This window comes from Pseudomonas sp. BC42 (assembly GCF_021560055.1).
Lineage (GTDB): Bacteria > Pseudomonadota > Gammaproteobacteria > Pseudomonadales > Pseudomonadaceae > Aquipseudomonas.
In genome coordinates, this window is the sequence record NZ_CP091067.1 from 431,347 (window position 1) to 451,787 (window position 20,441).

Here is a 20,441-nt window from a genome sequence, read left to right on the forward strand (position 1 = left end):
ACCAGTGCTCTGGAGGGAGGCGAAGCGAGTGGTTGATTCACTCTGGAAGGCGGTAATAGCTGCGTACTTCTTTTAATGAGGCAGGGACGTTTCAACATGGCAGAACGTTTGATTTATTGGTTTTTCATCTCGGTGCTCGGTCTTGCGGGAGCCGGTGCTGTCGGTTTTTTTCTGTACAAGGCGTGGGTGGCTTTTCAATGGAATGACCAGGCTTATTGGGGATTCCTGGTGCTCGCCCTCGGTGTAGGGCTGTTTGCCTTTATCAATACCAAGAAGCTGTATGGCACCTGGATGGGCCCCTCGTCGGTGCCCGCTGAGGGGGAAGACCAGACCGCCGGTTGACCCCCAAAAGAGGCCAACCGGGCAGGTTTGACCGAGGTCTTTACGCCTCCAGCCGCCACTGCAAGGCGTCCAGGGCATCGCAGCCGTCTTGCAGCAGCAGGTGGGCGGCGTTGACGAAGTGGTTCAGATCACGCTCGTCGACGCCTTTGAGGCTCAGGCAGTTGAGGCTGTGCAGCAGGTCGCGCGAGGCTTTGATGCGTTGCACCGCGCCGCCGTGCAAGTCCGCTGCCGGGGCGTCGCGGTCGAGGTGGAACACTGGGGTAGGGGTGAGATTGCTGTGTAGCGGGATGAAATCAGACATAGCGCACCTCCGTGTTTTTTGAGGAGCTACCACCTTTTGCGGCTAAACAAAGAGGGTGGCAGCTGCACGCGGGTTAGCCGACCAGAGGAATTCACGGAACCTCCGGCACACCCGAAGGTGTCCCGCGCACAGCCGCCATAGCGAAATGCCAGGCGGCAAAAAGCGCCGGCATTATAGGCAAGCGCTTGTGCGTCCGTGAACAGGCTCGACCGGCTAAGATCGGCCGCCGATGCATCGGCGACCGGGCAACTATGTGGTTCCCCCTGCGCTGCAACAACCGCCAATGTGTTGCCATTACCTACAGCCGGCCTTCGATTCAATCATTACCCTCAGCGTAACGATCCAACGCCGCGCTTGATTGATGCCCCCCGTTTTCACTCCTAAGGTGACTGCCACGACAGCGAACCCGTGGAGTGAGCATGACAACAATAATTTCCCCCGACGCGCGCTGGTCGCGGCGGCGCAGCGAAAAGCAGCGGCGCCTCGAGCAGGTGCGGGCCATCGCCGATGGCGTGGTGTTGCCGACCGACAAGATCGTCGCGGCGCTGGAGGCTCTGATCCTGCCCGGCGACCGGGTGGTGCTGGAGGGCAATAACCAGAAGCAGGCGGACTTTCTCTCCCGCTCCCTGGCCAAGGCCGACCCGGCCAAGCTGCATGACCTGCACATGATCATGCCCAGCGTCGGCCGCTCCGAGCACCTGGACCTGTTCGAGCGCGGCATCGCCCGCAAGCTGGACTTCTCCTTCGCCGGCACCCAGAGCCTGCGCATCAGCCAGTTGCTGGAAGACGGGCTGCTGGAAATCGGCGCCATCCACACCTACATCGAGCTCTATGCGCGGCTGGTGGTGGACCTGATCCCCAACGTGGTGCTGTCCGCCGGCTTCATGGCCGACCGCGCCGGCAACATCTACACCGGCCCCAGTACCGAGGACACCCCGGCGCTGATCGAGCCGGCGGCCTTCAGCGACGGCATTGTCATCGTTCAGGTCAACCAGTTGGTGGACGACGTCAGCGAGCTGCCCCGGGTCGACATTCCCGCGTCCTGGGTGGATTTCGTGGTGGTGGCCGACAAGCCGTTCTACATCGAGCCGCTGTTCACCCGTGACCCGCGCCACATCAAGCCGGTGCACGTGCTGATGGCGATGATGGCGATTCGCGGCATCTACGAAAAACACAACGTACAGTCGCTGAACCACGGCATCGGTTTCAACACCGCGGCCATCGAGCTGATCCTGCCCACCTACGGCGAATCCCTGGGGCTCAAGGGCAAGATCTGCCGCAACTGGACCCTCAATCCCCACCCGACCCTGATCCCGGCCATCGAAAGCGGCTGGGTCGACAGCGTGCATTGCTTCGGTACCGAATTGGGCATGGAGAACTACATCGCCGCGCGCCCGGACGTGTTCTTCACCGGCCGCGATGGCTCGCTGCGTTCCAACCGGATGTTCTGCCAACTGGCCGGGCAGTACGCGGTGGATCTGTTTATCGGCGCCACCTTGCAGGTGGATGGCGACGGTCATTCCTCCACCGTGACCCGCGGCCGCCTGGCCGGTTTCGGCGGTGCGCCGAACATGGGCCACGACCCGCGCGGGCGCCGCCACGGCACTCCGGCCTGGCTGGATATGCGCCAGGATCAAAGCGATGCGCCCCAGGCCATGCTCGAACGCGGCAAGAAGCTGGTGGTGCAGATGGTGGAAACCTTCCAGGAAGGCGGCAAACCGACCTTCGTCGAAACCCTCGATGCGGTGGACGTGGCGCGCAAGAGCGGCATGCCCCTGGCGCCGATCATGATCTACGGCGACGACGTCACCCACCTGCTGACCGAGGAGGGCATCGCCTACCTGTACAAGGCCCGCTCCCTGGAAGAGCGTCAGGCGATGATTGCCGCCGTGGCTGGGGTGACCGCCATCGGCTTGCGCCACAACCCCAAGGACACCGCGCGCATGCGCCGTGAAGGCCTGATCGCCTTGCCGGAAGACCTGGGCATCCGCCGCGCCGATGCCAGCCGCGAGCTGCTGGCGGCGAAAAGCGTCGCCGATCTGGTGCAGTGGTCCGGTGGCTTGTACAACCCACCCGCCAAGTTCAGGAGCTGGTAATGCACGCACTCAACCTGCAATCACAACCCCTGAGCCTGGCCGAGCGCCTGGCGGACCTGGCGGTGGACGCGCTGATCGACGAGGCCGACCTGTCGCCCAAGCCGGCCCTGGTGGACCGCCGTGGCAATGGCGCCCACAGCGACCTGCACCTGGGCCTGATGCACGCTTCGGCCCTGGCCCTGTGGCCGGCGTTCAAGGAAATGGCCGAGGCGGCGCTGGCATTCGGCGCCGTCGGCCTGCCCCTGCGCGAAGCCCTGGGGCGCATCGGTCGTGAAGGCGAGCGAGCCATGCTGACCACCACCGGCGGGGTGAACACTCACCGTGGGGCGATCTGGGCCCTGGGCCTGCTGGTGGCCGCCGCCGCGCTGGAGCCGCGATCCACCCGTGCCGGCAGTGTCGCGCTGCGGGCCGCGCGCCTGGCCCTGCTGGAGGATCGTTACGCGCCACGGCCCTTGAGTCATGGCGCCCAGGTGGCGCTGCGCTACGGCGTGCGTGGCGCTCGGGAAGAAGCCCAGCAGGGCTTTCCCGCGGTGCTGCAATGGGGGTTGCCGCAGCTCCAGCGCAGCCGTGCCCAGGGCCATGGCGAACAGAACGCCCGACTCGATGCCTTGCTGGCGATCATGAGCCGGCTGGCCGACACCTGCGTGCTCTACCGCGCCGGTGAACAAGGCCTGCAGGCCATGCAACAGGGCGCCCAGGCGGTGCTCGATGCCGGTGGCAGCGCCAGCCTCGCCGGGCGCCGCCGCCTGCACGAACTGGACCTGCAACTGTTGACCTTGAATGCCTCGCCCGGCGGTGCCGCCGACTTGCTGGCGGCCAGCCTGCTGCTGGACCGGATCGAATCCGCCGACGCCTTTCACCAGGGAGCGAACTGATGGAAACCTTGTCCTTTGAATTTCCCGCCGGCCAGCCCGGTCGTGGCCGCGCCCTGGTGGGCTGTGTCGGCTCCGGCGACCTGGAAGTGCTGCTGGAGCCGGGGCAGCCCGGCAAACTGACCATCCAGGTGCAGACCTCGGTCAATGGCAGCGCCTCGCGCTGGCAGCACCTGTTCGAGCGCATGTTCGACGGCCAGACACCACCGGCGCTGCTGATCGATATCCATGATTTCGGCGCCACCCCGGGGGTGGTGCGCCTGCGCCTGGAACAGGGCTTCGAGGAGATCGGCCATGACTGACAGCGCACGTTTATTGAACAAGCACAGCTTCGTCGAGCTGGGTGCTCGGCAGCGCGCTCGGGCCTTGCTGGATGCCGGCAGTTTCCGTGAGCTGCTGGACCCGTTCCAGCGGGTCATGTCGCCGTGGCTGGCGCGCCAGGGCGTGGTGCCCCAGGCCGATGACGGGGTGGTGATCGCCAAGGGCAGCATCGATGGCCTGCCGGTGGTGGTGGCCGCCATCGAAGGTGCCTTCCAGGGCGGCAGCCTGGGTGAAGTGGGCGGGGCGAAGATCGCCGGGGCCCTGGAACTGGCCGCCGAGGACAACCGCAACGGCACCCCGACCCGCGCCGTGCTGCTGCTGGAAACCGGTGGCGTGCGCTTGCAGGAAGCCAACCTGGGGCTGGCGGCGATTGCCGACATCCATTCGGCGATTGTCGACCTGCGCCAGTACCAGCCGGTGATCGGCGTGGTGGCCGGCAGCGTCGGCTGCTTTGGCGGCATGTCGATTGCCGCCGGGCTGTGCAGTTATCTGCTGGTCACCCAGGAAGCGCGCCTGGGGCTCAACGGCCCGCAGGTGATCGAACAGGAGGCCGGGCTTGAGGAATACGACTCCCGGGACCGGCCGTTCATCTGGAGCCTGACCGGCGGCGAGCAGCGTTTCGCCAGCGGTTTGGTGGACCGTTATGTGGCGGATGATGTGGCGCAGATCCAGGCTCAGGTCCGCGAGTTGCTGGCCCTTGGCTTGCCGCAACGGCAGCGCAGCCGCGAGGCCGAACACTACCTGCAACGTCTGGCTCGTCTGGACACTGGGCCGCAAATCGATGCGGCGACGGTTCGCGATCTGTATCAAGGAGACCGCCCATGAGTGCTTATTCGTTGCGGGGCCTGAACTGGTTCAACGCCTTGAGTGGCGGCGTCGCGCCGCTGACCGGCCTGCCGCCGTCGCTGCGGGTGGCCGATGGCGAGCTGGCCGGGCAGCCGGTGCGTTTTATCGCCGTGGTGGCCGACCCGGAGAATCGTTTTCCCCGTGCCCGCCAGGGCGAGGTCGGCCTGCTGGAAGGCTGGGGCCTGGCCAAGGCGGTGGATGAGGTGATCGATGCCGACCGCGACCAGCCCCACAAGCGGGCGCTGATCGCCATCGTCGATGTCCCGAGCCAGGCCTATGGCCGGCGTGAAGAAGCCTTGGGCATTCATCAGGCCCTGGCCGCGGCCGCCGACAGCTATGCCCGAGCCCGCCTGGCCGGACACCCGGTGATTGCCCTGCTGGTGGGCAAGGCCATGTCCGGAGCCTTTCTCGCTCACGGTTACCAGGCCAACCGTTTGATCGCCCTGCGCGATCCCGGGGTGATGGTGCACGCCATGGGCAAGGCCTCGGCGGCGCGGGTCACCCTGCGCAGCGTCGAGGAACTGGAAGCCCTGGCCGCCAGCGTGCCGCCCATGGCCTATGACATCGACAGCTACGCCGGCCTGGGCCTGCTCTGGGAAAGCCTGTCGGTGCGGCAGATCGAACAGCCCACGGCCGAGGATCGGGTCGCGGTCGAGGAGTGTCTGCTGGCGGCCATCGTCGATGTGCGGACCAAGGGCGTCGACCTGAGCGGCCGGCTGGGGGCGGCGAACCGGGCGGCGTCGAGCCGGGTCCGCCAATTGCTGCGGGAACAATGGTGAACGGCCTCGGCCCCTGGCTGCCCCACGACCTGCTGTGGGGCATGACCCCGGCGCAGTTGGCCGCCGATGCGCCGGATTGGGCCTTTGCCGTGCTGGAGGCGGGGCAGCCGGTGGTGGTGCGGCGGGCGCTGACGGCGCCGGGGCAGATCGCGGTCGGCCTGCGCGGCCGCACCCGCGAGCAGCGCTACCCGGCGTTGCTGGCGCTGGACTCGGTGCAGCGCGGGGTGTATCCCGAAGCGCTGTGCCAGTTGAATGGCACACGCTCATTGCCGGCGCTTCAGGCCTTGCAGCGACTGCGCGGCGAGCTGAATGCCCTGGGCCTGGTCTGGGGCGTCAGCGGCAGTGCCGGTTTCGAGCTGGCCTCCGGGGTGGCTGCGCTGCATCAGCACAGTGACCTGGACCTGATCCTGCGCACACCGGAACCCTTTTCCCGGGCTCAGGCCCGGGAGCTGCTGGCCCTGCTGGAGCGCGCCGAGTGCCCGGTAGACCTGCAACTGCAGGTTCCGGCCGGGGCCGTGGCGCTGCGTGAATGGGCGGGAGCCGCGCCTCGGGTGCTGCTCAAGAGTGCCGAAGGCGCGCGCTTGGTCAGTGATCCTTGGTGCCTTCTGGAGCAGGTGGCATGAGCAGCCTGTTGGTGTTTCCGGGCCAGGGCGCGCAGCAGCCGGGGATGCTCCAGCGTCTGCCGCCAAGCCCGCAAACCCGCGCCTGCCTGCAGGAAGCCAGTGAGGTCCTGGGGGAAGACGTACTGACCCTGGATTCGCCCCAGGCCCTGGCCAGCACCCGGGCGGTGCAGTTGTGCCTGCTGATCGCCGGCGTGGCCAGTGCCCGGACCCTGTTGCAAGCGCCGCTCCGGGCGGACTATGTGGCGGGCCTGTCCATCGGTGCCTATCCGGCGGCGGTGGTGGCCGGGGCCCTGGAGTTTGCCGATGCCTTGCGCCTGGTGCGCCTGCGGGGCGAGTTGATGCAGCAGGCGTATCCGCAGGGCTATGGCATGACCGCCCTGATCGGCCTGGACCTGGCGGCGGTGGAGGATTTGCTGGCCCAGGTCCACAGCCCGCAGACGCCGGTGTACCTGGCCAATATCAACGCCGACAGCCAGGTGGTGATCGCCGGCAGCGATGCGGCGATGCAGGCGGTGGCCGAGCTGGCCCGGGGTTGCGGAGTCGGCGTGGCCAAGCGGCTGGCGGTCAGCGTGCCGTCCCATTGCCCGCTGCTGGAGCAACCGGCCCAGACCCTGGCCGCGGCCTTTGCCGAGGTGCCCCTGCAGATGCCCGTGCTGGGTTACCTCAGTGGCAGTCGGGCCCGACCGCTGCGCACGCTGGAGCAGCTGCGCGACGACCTGGCGTTCAACATGTGCCGGGTGGTGGACTGGCGCGGCACCGTGCAAGGCGCCTACGAGCGCGGGGTACGCCTGCAGATCGAATTGCCTCCCGGTGCGGTACTGACCGGGCTGGCCCGCCGGGTGTTTGCCCAAGGGACGGTGATCGCCTTCGACGGCGCGCGCCTGGACACCCTGCAAGCCCTGTTGAGTGAGGAGGGAAGCCGCGACCGATAGAGCACCGACTCAGGCTGACGAAGCACAAGAACAACAACTTCGACGATGCACTTTGAGGACAACAACAATGATTATCTACGGTGTGGCCTTTCTGGCCTTTTGTACCCTGGTGGGTATTTTCATCGGTGAGCTGCTGGGCAAATTGATCGGCGTGCCGGCCAATGTCGGCGGTGTCGGTATCGCCATGCTGCTGTTGATCGGCTTGGGCAGCTACCTGCACAAGCGTGGGCTGTTCGCCGGCAAGTCCGAACAGGGCGTGGAGTTCTGGGGCGCGGTGTACATCCCCATCGTGGTGGCCATGGCCGCGCAGCAGAACGTCTACGGCGCGCTCAAGGGCGGGCCGATGGCGATTCTCGCGGGCACCCTGGCGGTGGTGATCGCCTTCGCCCTGGTGCCGGTGCTGGTGCGCATCGGCAACAAGGCGCCGGATGCGGCCGTTGCTCAGAAAACAGTGGGGTAAGGGCCATGTACGAATCGATGATGAAGGTCATTACCGGCTACGGGCTGATCAGCGGTTTCGCGGTGATCGGGATCACCATGTGGGTGTCCTACTGGATCTCCAACACCTTTACCAAGGGCCGCCTGCACGGCTCGGCCATTGCCATTCTGCTGGGGCTGGTGCTGTCCTATGTCGGTGGCGCCTTCACCGGCGGGCAGAAGGGCGTGGTGGACATTCCGCTGTTGTCGGGCATCGGCCTGCTGGGCGGGGCCATGCTGCGGGACTTCGCGATTGTCGCCACGGCCTTCGGGGTCAGTGTCGAGGAGCTCAAGCGTGCCGGGTTCGTGGGCGTGCTGGCGCTGTTTGTCGGGGTTGGCTCGTCCTTTGTCGCCGGGGTCGGCGTGGCCATGGCTTTTGGCTACACCGATGCGGTGAGCCTGACCACCATCGGCGCCGGGGCGGTGACCTACATCGTCGGCCCGGTGACCGGTGCGGCGATTGGCGCCAGCTCCGAAGTCATGGCGCTGTCGATTGCCGCGGGGTTGATCAAGGCGATCCTGGTGATGGTGATGACACCGTTCGTGGCGCCGTTGATCGGCCTCAACAACCCGCGCAGCGCGGTGATCTTCGGCGGCCTGATGGGCACCTCCAGCGGCGTTGCCGGGGGGCTGGCGGCCACCGATCCGAAGCTGGTGCCCTACGGTTGCCTGACGGCGGCGTTCTACACCGCCCTGGGTTGCCTGCTCGGGCCGTCGTTGCTGTTCCTGCTGATGCGCGGCCTGCTGGGCGCGTAGGCGCCGGCTTGCGGGCACGTTCGCTGGCAAGCCAGCTCCTACGAGGCGAGTGCATCGCGGATTTCGTGTAGGAGCCGGCTTGCCGGCGAAGGGGCCCTCGGAGTTTGTGCCGGGCTTGCGCATGCTTTCGCTGGCAAGCCAGCGCCCAGGCAAGGCCGAGCCGAGCGCCGTTGGGCGGGCTTCTAGGTACTTTGCCGGTTGGCGTACATCCGGCATTCAGCCAGCAGCGCCAACAGGTTCGGGTCGCGCTCCTTGGCCTTGAGAAACACCACGCCGATATGTTGCTGCAGGCGGTAGCGCGCCTGCAGCGGTATCAGCTTCACGCGGTTTTCATACACCGCGGCAATCCTTCCCGGTAGCAACGCATAACCGACCCCGGAGCTGACCATGCTCAGCAGGGTGAAGATGTCGTTGACCTGCATCGCCACCTTCGGTTCGAACCCCGCCTGCTTGAACACTCGCACCCCGTCCTGATGGGTGGCAAAGCCCTGGGTCAGGGTGATGAAGGTGGCGTCGCGCACGTCGGCCAGGTCCACTTCGCGCTGCTGGGCGAAGGGCGAATCGGCCGGGGTGGCGAGGAAGATATCGTCGGAAAACAGCGGCAACTGCTCGCAGTCCGGGTCGTTGACGCTGTCGTCCAGGGAAATCAGGATGGCGTCCACTTCCATGTTCTTGAGCTTGTACAGCAGGTCGATGTTGGAGCCCAGGATCAGGTCGATGTTCAGTTCGCTGCGGCGCAGCTTCAGGCCCATGATCAGTTGCGGCACGGTTTTCACCGTCAATGAGTAAAGCGCGCCGAGCTTGAAGCGTTCTGCAGAGAAGCCTGCCGCTTCACGGGTCAGGCGCACGCTCTCGACCACGTCCTGCACCAGCTTCTGCGCGCGTTCCTCCAGCACGAAGGCGCTTTCCAGTGGCGTCAGGTTGCGTCCTTCATGCTTGAACAGCGGGCAGCGCAGGGCGTTTTCCAGGGAGTGGATGGCCCGATGCACGCTGACATTGCTGGTCTGCAACTCGGCGGCGGCGCGGGCCAGGTTGCCGGTGCGCATGAAGGCCAGAAACACTTCGAGCTTTTTCAGGGTCAACTCTTCGTCGATGAGCATGGTCCGGCCTCGGCTGATGAGGGGCTGATGATGCCCGATGAGTCCGAAAGTGGCCGCTGGTTTTTTATCCGCCGTGCCCCCATTGAGCTATTGCGCTTTCAAACTGCAGGCCTGAGCCTTGCGTGGTTTTTCATGTTTCAAGGGTGAGTGACCGATGTATCACGGAGAAAGATTCAACGCCTGGACCCACTTGCTGGGGGCGATCGCGGCGTTTATCGGCGGCATCTGGCTGGTGGTGCTGGCCAGTATCGACGGCAGTCCGTGGAAGATCGTCAGTGTGGCGATCTACGCCTTCACCTTGCTGGTGCTCTACAGCGTGTCCACGGTCTATCACAGCGTGCGCGGCCGGGCGAAGAACATCATGCAGAAGGTCGATCACTTTTCGATCTACCTGCTGATTGCCGGCAGCTACACGCCGTTCTGCCTGGTGACCCTGCGCGGGCCCTGGGGCTGGACCCTGTTCGGGATTGTCTGGGGGCTGGCGCTGATCGGCATCCTCCAGGAGATCAAGCCGCGTTCCGAGGCGCGGATCCTCTCCATCGTGATCTACGCGGTGATGGGCTGGATCGTCCTGGTGGCGGTCAAGCCGCTGCTGGCGGCCCTGGGAACCGCCGGGTTTGCCTGGCTGGCGGCGGGCGGGGTGCTGTACACCGTGGGCATCATCTTCTTCGCCCTGGACAGCCGCCTGCGCCATGCCCATGGCATCTGGCACCTGTTCGTGATTGCCGGCAGCCTGCTGCATTTCGTCGCCATCCTCTTCTACGTCCTGTAGGAGCCGGCTTGCCGGCGAAGAGTCCCTCGCGATTTGCACCGGGCTTGCGGCCGCTTTCGCTGGCAAGCCAGCTCCTACGGGGCGAGGGACTGCAGATTGGTGTAGGAGCCGGCTTGCCGGCGAAGGGGGCCTTCGGGATTTGCACCGGGCTTGCGGCCGCTTTCGCTGGCAAGCCAGCTCCTACGGGGCGAGGGACTGCAGATTGGTGTAGGAGCCGGCTGGCCGGCGAAGAGTCCCTCGCGATTTGCACCGGGCTTGCGGCCGCTTTCGCTGGCAAGCCAGCTCCTACGGGGCGAGGCGCTGCGGATTGGCGTAGGAGCCGGCTTGCCGGCGAAGGGGACCTCTGGATTTGCGCCGTGCTGGCGGTCGCTTTCGCTGGCAAGCCAGCTCCTACGGGGCGAGGGACTGCGGATTGGTGTAGGAGCCGGCTTGCCGGCGAAGGGGGTCTTCGGGATTTGCACCGCGCTTGCGGCCGCCCTCGCTGGCGAGCCAGCACCTACAAGGGATGGTCGAGTTGGGCCTGGGCCTGGCGGGCGAAGATCTCCAGCAGGCTGGCCAGGGTATGGGGCGGCGGTTCGGCGGCGCGGGTCACCGCGTACAGGGTGATCGGCAGCGGCGGGCTCAGGGGCCGGATGACGGTGCTGGCGGTTGATGCGCCCAGGGCGGTGAACGGGTCGATCAGTGCCAACCCGGCGCCGGACTCGACCATGGCCCGGGCCAGGGAGTAGGTCTGTACGGCAATGCTGATCCGCGGCGGTGGCTCCACGGCCTTGAGGTAGCTGTCCAGGCGCGCCGACAGTGGGTCGCTGCTGCTCAGGCCAATCAGCGGTGCGTCCGCCAGTTCCATCAGGGCCAGCGGCTGGCCGCGCACGGCGGGCGGCCAGTAGTCCAGCGGCGCCAGGGCCACCAGCACGCCCTCGGCCAGGGGCTGTGCGCAGAGCCCGGGGTGATCCGGGCGCTGCAGGGTCAGGGCCACGTCGATTTCCCGCATCAGCAGGTTCTGCACCAGTTCGCGGCTGTGGGCGCTGGACAGTTCGCACAGGCTGTCCGGGTAGAGGCGGGTCCATTCACGGATGGCCGGTGGCAGCAGCGCCAGGGCCAGGGCCGGGGTGGCGCCGATGCGCAGGCTGTGGCCCGGCGCCCGGCGCAGGTTCTGGGCCAGGCGCCGCACGCCTTGCAGGCTTTCGCTGACCTTGTCCACTTCGCGCTCCAGCTCCAGGGCTTCCGGAGTCGGCTGCAACTTGCCCCGCACCCGCAGGAACAGCGGGAAACCCAGCTGCAGTTCGGCGTGCTGCAGGACCTTGGTCACCGCCGGTTGCGAGACGTGCAGCAACTGCGCGGCGCCGCTGATGGAGCCGGCCTGGCGGATGGCTTGGAAGATTTCGATATGACGCAGGCGCATGGGGCAGTCCATAACCTTTGTTTATGGGAGGTGCATCTTTATTCATTGTCCGGCGCCTGTCACCTGCCCCTAACCTTGGGCCATCGAACAACGGGCCAGGGGCAGTCATGAGTCAGCAGGTTTGCATCATCGGTGGCGGCGTCATCGGCTTGGCCAGTGCCTACGCCCTGGTCCGACAGGGCTTCGAGGTGACCCTGGTGGAGGCCCAGGACTCCCTGGGCAGCCAGACCAGCTTCGCCAACGGCGGGCAGTTGTCCTATCGCTATGTGGCGCCTTTGGCCGATGCCGGCGTGCCCTGGCAGGCCTTGGGCTGGATGCTCAAGGGCGACTCGCCGCTCAAGCTGCGCCCGCGCCTGGACCCGGCGCAGTGGCGCTGGCTGGCGGGGTTTCTCGGGGCTTGCCGGCACTCGGTGAACCAGCGCAATGGCGCTCACCTGTTGCGCCTGGCGCTGCTCAGCCAGAGCACCCTGCAACGCTGGCGCGAAGAGGATGGCCTGCAGGGCTTCGACTGGCGGCGCAACGGCAAGCTGGTGACCTTTCGCGAGCCCGGCAGCTTCGAACATGCCCGGCGCAACCTGGCGGACAGCCGCCAGCAGCAGGTGTTGTCCGCCGCCGAATGCACCGCCCTGGAGCCGACCCTGGGGGACACGCCCTTCGTCGGTGGCATCTATACCCCGGATGAAGAAGTGGCCGACTGCCACGCGTTCTGCCAGCAGCTGGCGGCGTGGCTGCGGGCTTCCGGGCGCTGCGAAATCCTCCTCGGCCAGCGGGTCCGGGCCATCCACCATGGGGGCGACCGGGTCCAGGCCATCGACCTGGGCGAGCGCCAATTGCCGGTGCAACAGCTGGTGCTGGCGGCCGGTCATCGCAGCCCCGAGTTGCGCCTGCCGGGGCTCAAGCTGCCGCTGTATCCGCTCAAGGGCTACAGCCTCAGCGTGCCCATCGGCCCGCAGCACCGGGCACCGGAGATCAGCATCACCGACTACAACCGCAAGATCGTCTACGCGCGTATCGGCCAGCAACTGCGGGTGGCGGCGATGGTCGACATCGTCGGCTTCGATCCGTCCCCGGAACCGGATCGCCTGGCCCTGATGCGCCGGCAGGCCGAGCAGACCTTCGCCGACGCCGGCGATTATCAGGCCGCCATCGAATGGGCCGGCATGCGTCCGGCCACCCCCAGCGGCGTTCCGCTGATCGGCGCCACCGCCTACCGCAACCTGTGGCTCAACCTCGGCCACGGCGCGCTGGGTTTCACCCTGGCCTGTGGCAGCGGCCAGTTGCTGGGCGAACTGATCGGCCAGCGCTCCACCAGCATCGACATGCAGGGCCTGACGCCCCGCGTCGCCTGAACGTTCAAGGGAGTCTTCAGATGAGTATCCAGCGTATCCACAGCAACGAGCGCCTGAGTGGCGCGGTGACCTTTGCCGAACTGGTGTTTCTCTCCGGCCAGGTGCCGGGGGCCAGCAGCGACATCGGCGGCCAGACCCGTGAGGTGCTGGAGAAGATCGACGCCTTGCTGGCCGAGGCCGGTAGCGACAAGGACCATCTCTTGAGCGCGACGATCTACCTCAAGGACATCCAGGCCGACTTCGCGGTGATGAACGAAGTCTGGTCGGCCTGGCTGTCTCCCGGCCAGGCGCCGGCGCGTACCACCTTGCAGGCGGCCCTGGCACGCCCGCAGATCCTTGTCGAAATCAGTGTCATCGCGGTTCGCCGCTGAGCCGCCTTAACCCACAACGGAGAATAACAATGCATAAGATCACGTTGCTCGGCTGCACCCTGGGGCTGTTGTTCAGCGCCATTTCCCAGGCCAACGAGGCGCCCCTGGATGGCACCCTGGCCAAGATCGCCAACAGCGCCAGCATTACCTTGGGTTATCGCGACGCTTCGGTGCCCTTTTCCTACGTGGGCGACAACAGCGGCAAGCCCATGGGCTATTCGGTGGAGCTGGCGAGCAAGGTGGTGGAGCGCATCCAGCAGCAGTTGCACCTGCCCAAGCTGAATGTGAAGTACAACCTGGTGACCTCGCAGACGCGCATTCCCCTGGTGCAGAACGGCACCGTGGACCTGGAATGCGGCTCCACCGGGGTGACCGCCGAGCGGCAGAAGCAGGTGGCGTTCTCCTACGGTTTTATCTACGTCAAAGGGCAACTCTTGACCGCCAAGGACAGTGGGATCAAAAGCTTCGCCGACCTGCGGGGCAAGAACGTGGTGACCACGGCGGGGACCACCAACGAGCGGTTTCTCAAGAACTACAACGTCGAGCACAAGATCGACATGTTCGTGATCAGCGCCAAGGACCACGGCGAGGCGTTCCAGATGCTGCAGACCGGGCGCGCGGCGGCGTTCTACATGGATGATGCGCTGCTCTACGGCGAACGGGCCAAGGCTCGCGATCCGCACAATTGGGTGGTGGTGGGGGAGGAGCAGTCGCGGGAGATCTACAGCTGCATGGTGCGCAAGGATGATCCGCAGTTCCTGGCGCTGGTCAACGGCGCCTTGGCGGATCTGTACCGCTCCGGGGAAATCAACGGCATCTACCAGCGCTGGTTCCAGCAGCCGATTCCGCCCAAGGGCCTGAACCTGGAGTTCCCCATGACCGCCGAGCTGAAAGCCATCATCGCCCGGCCCACCAGCGATCCGGTGGAGTAACCGGCTGTTGCGCCGCCACCTGTAGGAGCCGGCTTGCCGGCGAAGGGGCCCTTGAGACGTGTACGGGACTGGTGGGCGCCTTCGCTGGCAAGCCAGCTCCTACGGTGGGTGTTTGACCGGGGACTGTTTTAGAAATCGCCCCACAGTTGCTGGGCCACGGTCAGGGCGACTACGGGGGCGGTTTCGGTACGCAGCACGCGAGGGCCGAGGCGGGCGGGCAGGAAGCCGGCGCCGTGGGCCTGCTCCACTTCGGCATCGGACAGGCCGCCTTCCGGGCCAATCAGGAAGGCCAGGGTCTGCGGTTTGGCATGGCTTTCCAGGGGCTCGGCCACCGGGTGCAGCACCAGCTTCAGGTCGGCCTCGGTCTGCTTGATCCAGTCCGCCAGCAGCACGGGCGGATGAATCACCGGGACTTGCGAGCGCCCGCATTGCTCGCAGGCGCTGATGGCCACCTGGCGCCAGTGCAGCAGGCGCTTGTCGGCGCGTTCGTCCTTGAGCCGCACTTCGCAGCGCTCGCTGAAGATCGGGGTGATCTCGCTGACCCCCAGCTCCGTGGCTTTCTGAATCGCCCAGTCCATGCGTTCGCCCCGGGACAGGCCCTGACCGAGGTGAATCCGCAGCGGCGACTCTGGCTGGCCGGCAAAGCGTTCATCCAGCTGCACGCGCACGCGCTTCTTGCCCACTTCCACCAGGGTGCCGCGAAACTCCGTTCCCGAGCCGTCGAACACTTGCAGCGCATCGCCTTCAGCCATGCGCAGCACGCGCCCGATGTAGTGGGCCTGGGCTTCCGGCAGTTCGTGCTCGCCGAGGCTCAGGGGGGCGTCGATAAAGAAGCGGGACAGTCTCATCTGGGTTCTCTGTTGAATGTGTATCGGTGGAAAGCCTTCTGTGGCGAGGCAGCTGGCTCCCGCTCGGCGGCGAAGCCGTCGTTGAAGCCGCCGAGGTGCTCAGCCTGGTTTGGGACCGCTACGCGGTCCCTCGCCACCATTGATGGCCTGCTCTAGCCCGGATCGCGAAAGCCCGGGTGGAAGTCCTTGGGCACGGCCACGCTGACGCTGTCGCGGGTGGCGATGTCGATGCCTTCGCTGGCCACTTCGGCGAGGAAGTCGATCTGCTCCGGGGTGATCACGTAGGGCGGCAGGAAGTACACCACGCTGCCCAGGGGACGCAGCAGCGCACCGCGCTCCAGGGCGTGCTGGAACACCTTCAGGCCACGCCGCTCCTGCCAGGGGTAGGCGGCCTTGCCGGCCTTGTCCTGGACCATCTCGATGGCCAGGACCATGCCGGTCTGGCGCACTTCGGCGACGTGGGGGTGGTCCACCAGGTGCGCGGTGGCGCTGGCCATGCGCTGGGACAGGGCGCGGTTGTTGGCGATGACGTTGTCCTGCTCGAAGATGTCCAGGGTCGCCAGGGCCGCCGCACAGGCCAGCGGGTTGCCGGTGTAGCTGTGGGAGTGGAGGAAGGCGCGCAGGGTCGGGTAGTCGTCGTAGAAGGCGCTGTAGACGTCGTCGGTGGTCATGCACGCGGCAAGGGGCAGGTAGCCGCCGGTCAGGGCCTTGGACAGGCACAGGAAGTCCGGGCGGATGCCGGCCTGTTCGCAGGCGAACATCGTGCCGGTGCGGCCGAAGCCGACGGCGATCTCGTCGTGGATCAGGTGCACGCCGTAGCGGTCGCAGGCTTCGCGCAGCAGCTTGAGGTACACCGGGTGGTACATGCGCATGCCGCCGGCGCCCTGGATCAATGGCTCGACGATGACCGCGGCTACCGTGTCGTGGTGTTCGGCGAGGGTCTGTTCCATGGCGGCGAACATGTTTCGCGAGTGTTCTTCCCAGCTCATGCCGTCGGGACGCAGGTAGCAGTCCGGGCTCGGCACCTTGAGGGTGTCCAGCAGCAGGGCCTTGTAGGTTTCGGTGAACAGCGGCACGTCGCCCACCGACATCGCGGCGATGGTTTCGCCGTGGTAGCTGTTGCTCAGGGTGACGAAGCGCTTCTTGTTCGGTTGGCCGCGGTTGATCCAGTAGTGGAAGCTCATCTTCATCGCCACTTCGATGCACGACGAACCGTTGTCGGCGTAGAAGCAGCGGGTCAGGCCTTCGGGGGTGATCTGCACCAGGCGCTCGGACAGCTCGATCACCGGTTGGTGGCTGAAACCGGCGAGGATCACGTGTTCCAACTGGTCCACCTGGTCCTTGATGCGCTGGTTGATGCGCGGGTTGGCGTGGCCGAAGACGTTGACCCACCAGGAACTGACGGCATCCAGGTAACGTTTGCCTTCGAAGTCTTCCAGCCAGACGCCTTCACCGCGCTTGATCGGGATCAACGGCAGTTGTTCGTGGTCTTTCATCTGGGTGCAGGGATGCCACAACACCGCAAGATCGCGTTGCATCCACTGGTTATTCAGGCCCATGTACAGTCTCCTGGAGGCAGCTCGCTGAGGGGGCGGGCGAACAATCGGGCAAGCCTATGCAATGCATGGCCGCGGGACAACCTATTGTGCAGGGCGGCAACCGGGGACGGCGCGACCCAGGGGTAAAGACGTAGCCGCTCGCTGCCAGGGCACGGGTGGCGATGGCCTCGAAAGCTTCAGAAAATGCCCTTAATCTTTTCTTAATACCCTGAGCCCAGAGTACTGATCGTATTTCTCGATATTTCAAAGCAAATTTTTTCGCTTTAATTCGATAGGTAAATCGCTAGTCTTGGTCAGCGTTTCTTACAGGATGCAACTGATGCAGTTACGTAATTCTTCTTCTCGCTACGGCTGGGTAAGCATTGTTCTGCACTGGGGCGTGGCCCTGGCAGTCTTCGGTCTGTTCGCCCTGGGCCTGTGGATGGTCGGCCTCGACTACTACAGCACCTGGCGCAAAGACGCGCCGGACCTGCACAAGAGCATTGGCCTTACGCTGTTCGCGATCATGCTGCTGCGGGTGTTGTGGCGGTTTGTCAGCCCTCCGCCGCCAGCGCCGGCCAACCATGGACGTCTGACCCGCCTGGGGGCCAAGTTGGGACATGGGTTCCTGTACTTGGGTCTGTTCGCGGTGATGATTGCCGGCTACCTGATTTCCACCGCAGACGGCGTGGGTATCCCGGTGTTTGGCTTGTTTGAAGTTCCTGCCCTGGTTTCCGGACTGCCGGACCAGGCAGATGTAGCAGGTGTGGTGCATCTGTACCTGGCCTGGGCGCTGGTGATTTTCGCCGGCATCCATGGCCTGGCCGCCTTGAAGCACCACTTTATCGATCGTGATGCGACCCTCACCCGTATGCTGGGTCGCAAAGCCTGATGTTCAACCTTGACTCAAAAGGAATAGAAAGCATGTTGAAAAAGACTCTCGCCGCATTGGCCATCGGTTCTGCTGTATTGGCGGCCGGTCAAGTGATGGCAGCGGACTACGTGATCGACAAGGAAGGCCAGCACGCCTTCGTCGACTTCAAGATCAGCCACCTGGGCTACAGCTTCATCACCGGTACCTTCAAGGACCTGGACGGCAAGTTCAGCTTCGACGCGGCCAAGCCGGAAGACGCCAAGATCGAAGTCAACGTGCGCACCGCCAGCGTGTTCACCAATCACGCCGAACGTGACAAGCACATCACCAGCAAGGACTTCCTGGAATCCAGCAAGTTTGCCGATGCCAAGTTCGTCTCCACCAGCGTCAAGCCCACCGGCAAGAATGCCGATGGCAAGCTGACCGCCGACGTGGCGGGTGACCTGACCCTGCACGGCGTGACCAAGCCGGTCGTGGTCAAGGCCACTTTCCTGGGTGAAGGCAAGGATCCATGGGGCGGCTACCGTGCCGGCTTCGAAGGCACCACCAGCATCAATCGCCAGGATTTCGGCAAGATGATGGACCTGGGCCCGGCGTCCAACAACGTCGACCTGTACATCAGCTTTGAAGGTGTGAAAGCGAAGTAATGCTTCGCCTGTAGCCGCTGCCGCAGGCTGCGACAAGGCCCGCAGGGCCTCCGCGATTCAATTCGCACAGCCCGTATTGGACCGATCGCAACCTGCGCCAAGGCAAAAAAAGCGCCCCCGACCACAAATCGGGGGCGTTTTTTATTGCCCGTCATGCAACCCGGTGAGCCTGGCAGGCCCTTGCGCCGAGTTCCCCGTCGTTCGCAGCCTGCGGCAGCGGCTACAGAAAGCACTCTCGACCAGCCCCCACAAAAAACGCCCCGGGTCTTGCGACCGGGGGCGTTTTTCATTTCAGCGCGGTGACTCAGCGATTGCGGGTCAGCAGCGCCGGCTTCTCGCCCCGTGGACGGCTTGGCAACTGGTCCAGTTGCTCAGGCGTCGGGAAACGATCGATCTTGGACTCTTTGTGCATGATCTTCGGCTGGTTGCTCCGAGGGTTCTGCACCGCAGGCTCCTGGCGGGCCTGATCGTCACGGTTCGGCCGGCGATTGCGCGATTCGTCGCGACGGCCCTGGCTGTCACGCGGGGCGCCGTTGCGTGGACCGCCGCTGCGCTTGGCGGGTGCGGTGCCGGTGGTGCTGCCGTTGCTGTTGCGCGGGCTACCGGAGCGACCCTGGCCGCCGCCGCGAGGCGGATTGCCGGCACCGGCGCCTGCACCCAGGGCCGGAGCCCCTGGACGGCGGCCGCGGCCCTGGTTGTTCTTGTTCTGGTAGGGGCTGACGTAGTCGGCGCGGTTACCGAAGTTGTCCACGTCGTCGTCGAGGAACTCGTCCGGTGCCCGATCGGCACGGGGCGTCGGCTGGCGCTGTTCGCGAGCCGGGGTGCCTTCGCGGGGCTTCTGCTCGCGGGCCGGGCGTTCGCCACGGGCCGGCTTGTCTTTGCCGCCCTTGTCCTTGCCCTTGTCCTTGCGACCACCGCCGCCACCGCCGCCGTTCGGGCCGTCGCCACGTGGGCCGCGAGGATTGCGCGGGTTGCGTACGTCCGGACGCTCGCGCACTTCCGGCTTCTCGGCTTCCACGGCGCTGGCATCGAAGCCCATCAGGTCGCCATCGGCGATCTTCTGCTTGGTCATGCGCTCGATGCTTTTCAGCAGTTTTTCTTCGTCCGGGGCCACCAGGGAGATGGCCTCGCCCGAGCGACCGGCACGGCCGGTACGACCGATACGGTGCACGTAGTCTTCGTCGACGTTAGGCAGCTCGAAGTTGACCACGTGGGGCAATTGGTCGATATCCAGGCCGCGAGCGGCGATATCGGTGGCCACCAGGATCCGCACGTCGCCGGCCTTGAAGTCGGCCAGGGCCTTGGTGCGGGCGTTCTGGCTCTTGTTGCCGTGGATCGCCACGGCGCTCAGGCCGTGCTTGTCCAGGTACTCGGCCAGGCGGTTGGCGCCATGCTTGGTGCGGGTGAACACCAGGACCTGTTCCCAGGCGCCAGCGGTGATCAGGTGCGCCAGCAGCGAGCGTTTGTGGCTGGCGGGCAGGCGGAACACCCGCTGCTCGATGCGCTCCACCGTGGTGTTGGGCGGAGTGACTTCGATGCGCTCGGGGTTGTGCAGCAGCTTGCCGGCCAGGTCCGTGATGTCCTTGGAGAAGGTCGCGGAGAACAGCAGGTTCTGGCGCTTGGCCGGCAGGCGCGCGAGGACTTTCTTCACGTCATGCACGAAGCCCATGTCGAGCATGCGGTCGGCTTCGTCGAGCACGAGGATTTCCACGTGGGAAAGGTCGACGCTGCCTTGGCCGGCCAGGTCCAGCAGACGGCCGGGGCACGCCACCAGCACGTCCACGCCACGGGCCATGGCCTGGACTTGGGGGTTCATGCCGACGCCGCCGAAGATGCAGGCGCTGACGAACTTCAGGTCGCGGGCGTACAGCTTGAAGCTGTCATGCACCTGCGCGGCCAGTTCGCGAGTCGGGGTCAGGACCAGGACGCGGGGTTGGCGCGGGCCGTGACGCTGGGATTTGTCCGGGTGACCGTTGGGAAACAACCGCTCCAGGATCGGAAGGGCGAAACCGCCGGTTTTACCAGTACCTGTCTGTGCCGCGACCATCAGATCGCGACCTTGCAACACGGCGGGGATGGCCCGCTGTTGCACCGGAGTAGGCTGGGTGTAGCCGGCGGCTTCGATGGCGCCGACTAAAGCCTCGGAGAGACCGAGGGAAGCAAAGGACATGAGTAATCCTGTTTTAGTGAGGGCTTGGCCCAAAGGGATAATCTTGCCGAGCGTGAATGGCGTTTAAGAGGACGCAATCCCGTCCGGTCCTGC

At 65.6% G+C, this 20,441-nt stretch carries 22 protein-coding genes; 16 read left to right on the forward strand and 6 right to left on the reverse strand.

Annotated elements, in window-relative coordinates; genetic code table 11:
• Nucleotides 1-96: 96 nt before the first annotated feature.
• Nucleotides 97-342: a hypothetical protein gene (locus L1O02_RS02030; protein WP_235759460.1), complete on the forward strand. Its 246-nt coding sequence runs from the start codon at nt 97-99 to the stop codon at nt 340-342.
• Nucleotides 343-382: 40 nt separating this feature from the next.
• Here L1O02_RS02030 and L1O02_RS02035 read toward each other — a convergent pair whose 3' ends face one another.
• Complete coding sequence (locus L1O02_RS02035; protein ID WP_060841519.1) at nt 383-643, reverse strand: hypothetical protein; 261 nt, start codon at nt 641-643, stop codon at nt 383-385.
• A gap of 419 nt (nt 644-1,062) precedes the next feature.
• Here L1O02_RS02035 and mdcA point away from each other — a divergent pair, with 419 nt between their 5' ends.
• From mdcA to madM, 9 genes are all read left to right on the forward strand, one after another.
• Complete coding sequence (gene mdcA / locus L1O02_RS02040) at nt 1,063-2,739, forward strand: malonate decarboxylase subunit alpha (protein ID WP_108545079.1); 1,677 nt, start codon at nt 1,063-1,065, stop codon at nt 2,737-2,739.
• Nucleotides 2,739-3,614, forward strand: coding sequence for a triphosphoribosyl-dephospho-CoA synthase (locus L1O02_RS02045; RefSeq protein ID WP_108545080.1), 876 nt, complete (start codon nt 2,739-2,741; stop codon nt 3,612-3,614). The genes mdcA and L1O02_RS02045 overlap by 1 nt, the downstream gene beginning before the upstream one ends.
• Nucleotides 3,614-3,913 carry a malonate decarboxylase subunit delta gene (locus L1O02_RS02050; protein WP_047289704.1) on the forward strand — a complete coding sequence of 100 codons (300 nt, stop codon included), beginning with the start codon at nt 3,614-3,616 and terminating at the stop codon, nt 3,911-3,913. Before L1O02_RS02045 ends, L1O02_RS02050 begins: the two co-directional genes overlap by 1 nt.
• Nucleotides 3,906-4,757, forward strand: a complete 852-nt coding sequence (locus L1O02_RS02055) for a biotin-independent malonate decarboxylase subunit beta (RefSeq protein ID WP_235759462.1) — start codon at nt 3,906-3,908, stop codon at nt 4,755-4,757. The genes L1O02_RS02050 and L1O02_RS02055 overlap by 8 nt, the downstream gene beginning before the upstream one ends.
• Nucleotides 4,754-5,557 carry a biotin-independent malonate decarboxylase subunit gamma gene (mdcE, locus tag L1O02_RS02060; protein ID WP_235759464.1) on the forward strand — a complete coding sequence of 268 codons (804 nt, stop codon included), beginning with the start codon at nt 4,754-4,756 and terminating at the stop codon, nt 5,555-5,557. Before L1O02_RS02055 ends, mdcE begins: the two co-directional genes overlap by 4 nt.
• Nucleotides 5,554-6,180: a malonate decarboxylase holo-ACP synthase gene (locus tag L1O02_RS02065; RefSeq protein WP_235759466.1), complete on the forward strand. Its 627-nt coding sequence runs from the start codon at nt 5,554-5,556 to the stop codon at nt 6,178-6,180. The genes mdcE and L1O02_RS02065 overlap by 4 nt, the downstream gene beginning before the upstream one ends.
• A complete protein-coding gene (mdcH, locus tag L1O02_RS02070) occupies nt 6,177-7,112 on the forward strand; it encodes a malonate decarboxylase subunit epsilon (RefSeq protein ID WP_235759468.1) in 936 nt (311 codons plus the stop codon). Before L1O02_RS02065 ends, mdcH begins: the two co-directional genes overlap by 4 nt.
• Before the next feature lie 67 nt (nt 7,113-7,179).
• Nucleotides 7,180-7,572: a malonate transporter subunit MadL gene (gene madL, locus L1O02_RS02075; protein ID WP_060841513.1), complete on the forward strand. Its 393-nt coding sequence runs from the start codon at nt 7,180-7,182 to the stop codon at nt 7,570-7,572.
• Between the two features lie 5 nt (nt 7,573-7,577).
• Nucleotides 7,578-8,345: a malonate transporter subunit MadM gene (gene madM / locus L1O02_RS02080; RefSeq protein ID WP_016968745.1), complete on the forward strand. Its 768-nt coding sequence runs from the start codon at nt 7,578-7,580 to the stop codon at nt 8,343-8,345.
• Nucleotides 8,346-8,527: 182 nt separating this feature from the next.
• On the opposite strand, the gene L1O02_RS02085 is transcribed toward madM, so the two are convergent.
• Nucleotides 8,528-9,445, reverse strand: a complete 918-nt coding sequence (locus tag L1O02_RS02085; RefSeq protein ID WP_016968746.1) for a LysR substrate-binding domain-containing protein — start codon at nt 9,443-9,445, stop codon at nt 8,528-8,530.
• Nucleotides 9,446-9,599: 154 nt separating this feature from the next.
• Here L1O02_RS02085 and L1O02_RS02090 point away from each other — a divergent pair, with 154 nt between their 5' ends.
• The gene (locus L1O02_RS02090; RefSeq protein ID WP_060841512.1) at nt 9,600-10,217 is read left to right on the forward strand and encodes a hemolysin III family protein; all 618 of its coding nucleotides are present in this window, start codon (nt 9,600-9,602) and stop codon (nt 10,215-10,217) included.
• Nucleotides 10,218-10,713: 496 nt separating this feature from the next.
• Here the strand turns inward: L1O02_RS02090 and L1O02_RS02095 are convergent, their stop codons facing one another.
• Complete coding sequence (locus L1O02_RS02095; protein WP_060842026.1) at nt 10,714-11,619, reverse strand: LysR family transcriptional regulator; 906 nt, start codon at nt 11,617-11,619, stop codon at nt 10,714-10,716.
• 107 nt (nt 11,620-11,726) lie between these two features.
• Between L1O02_RS02095 and L1O02_RS02100 the strand changes: the two genes are divergently transcribed.
• The 3 genes from L1O02_RS02100 to L1O02_RS02110 are packed head-to-tail and all read left to right on the forward strand — an operon-like array spanning nt 11,727 to nt 14,271.
• Nucleotides 11,727-12,968 (forward strand): D-amino acid dehydrogenase, encoded by a 1,242-nt coding sequence (locus L1O02_RS02100; RefSeq protein WP_235759470.1) that lies wholly within the window; start codon nt 11,727-11,729, stop codon nt 12,966-12,968.
• A 20-nt stretch (nt 12,969-12,988) separates the two neighbouring features.
• Nucleotides 12,989-13,339, forward strand: a complete 351-nt coding sequence (locus L1O02_RS02105; protein ID WP_060841510.1) for a RidA family protein — start codon at nt 12,989-12,991, stop codon at nt 13,337-13,339.
• Nucleotides 13,340-13,368: 29 nt separating this feature from the next.
• The gene (locus L1O02_RS02110) at nt 13,369-14,271 is read left to right on the forward strand and encodes a transporter substrate-binding domain-containing protein (protein ID WP_060841509.1); all 903 of its coding nucleotides are present in this window, start codon (nt 13,369-13,371) and stop codon (nt 14,269-14,271) included.
• A gap of 128 nt (nt 14,272-14,399) precedes the next feature.
• Here L1O02_RS02110 and L1O02_RS02115 read toward each other — a convergent pair whose 3' ends face one another.
• Both L1O02_RS02115 and L1O02_RS02120 read right to left on the reverse strand, forming a co-directional pair.
• Nucleotides 14,400-15,119 carry a 16S rRNA (uracil(1498)-N(3))-methyltransferase gene (locus L1O02_RS02115; protein ID WP_235759472.1) on the reverse strand — a complete coding sequence of 240 codons (720 nt, stop codon included), beginning with the start codon at nt 15,117-15,119 and terminating at the stop codon, nt 14,400-14,402.
• Nucleotides 15,120-15,271: 152 nt separating this feature from the next.
• The gene (locus tag L1O02_RS02120) at nt 15,272-16,678 is read right to left on the reverse strand and encodes an adenosylmethionine--8-amino-7-oxononanoate transaminase (RefSeq protein WP_060841507.1); all 1,407 of its coding nucleotides are present in this window, start codon (nt 16,676-16,678) and stop codon (nt 15,272-15,274) included.
• A gap of 319 nt (nt 16,679-16,997) precedes the next feature.
• On the opposite strand from L1O02_RS02120, the gene L1O02_RS02125 reads away from it, so the two are divergent.
• Nucleotides 16,998-17,549, forward strand: a complete 552-nt coding sequence (locus L1O02_RS02125) for a cytochrome b (RefSeq protein WP_016968753.1) — start codon at nt 16,998-17,000, stop codon at nt 17,547-17,549.
• A 32-nt stretch (nt 17,550-17,581) separates the two neighbouring features.
• Nucleotides 17,582-18,178 carry a YceI family protein gene (locus L1O02_RS02130; RefSeq protein WP_060841506.1) on the forward strand — a complete coding sequence of 199 codons (597 nt, stop codon included), beginning with the start codon at nt 17,582-17,584 and terminating at the stop codon, nt 18,176-18,178.
• Nucleotides 18,179-18,482: 304 nt separating this feature from the next.
• On the opposite strand, the gene L1O02_RS02135 is transcribed toward L1O02_RS02130, so the two are convergent.
• Nucleotides 18,483-20,348 (reverse strand): DEAD/DEAH box helicase, encoded by a 1,866-nt coding sequence (locus tag L1O02_RS02135; RefSeq protein ID WP_060841505.1) that lies wholly within the window; start codon nt 20,346-20,348, stop codon nt 18,483-18,485.
• Nucleotides 20,349-20,441: the final 93 nt, after the last annotated feature.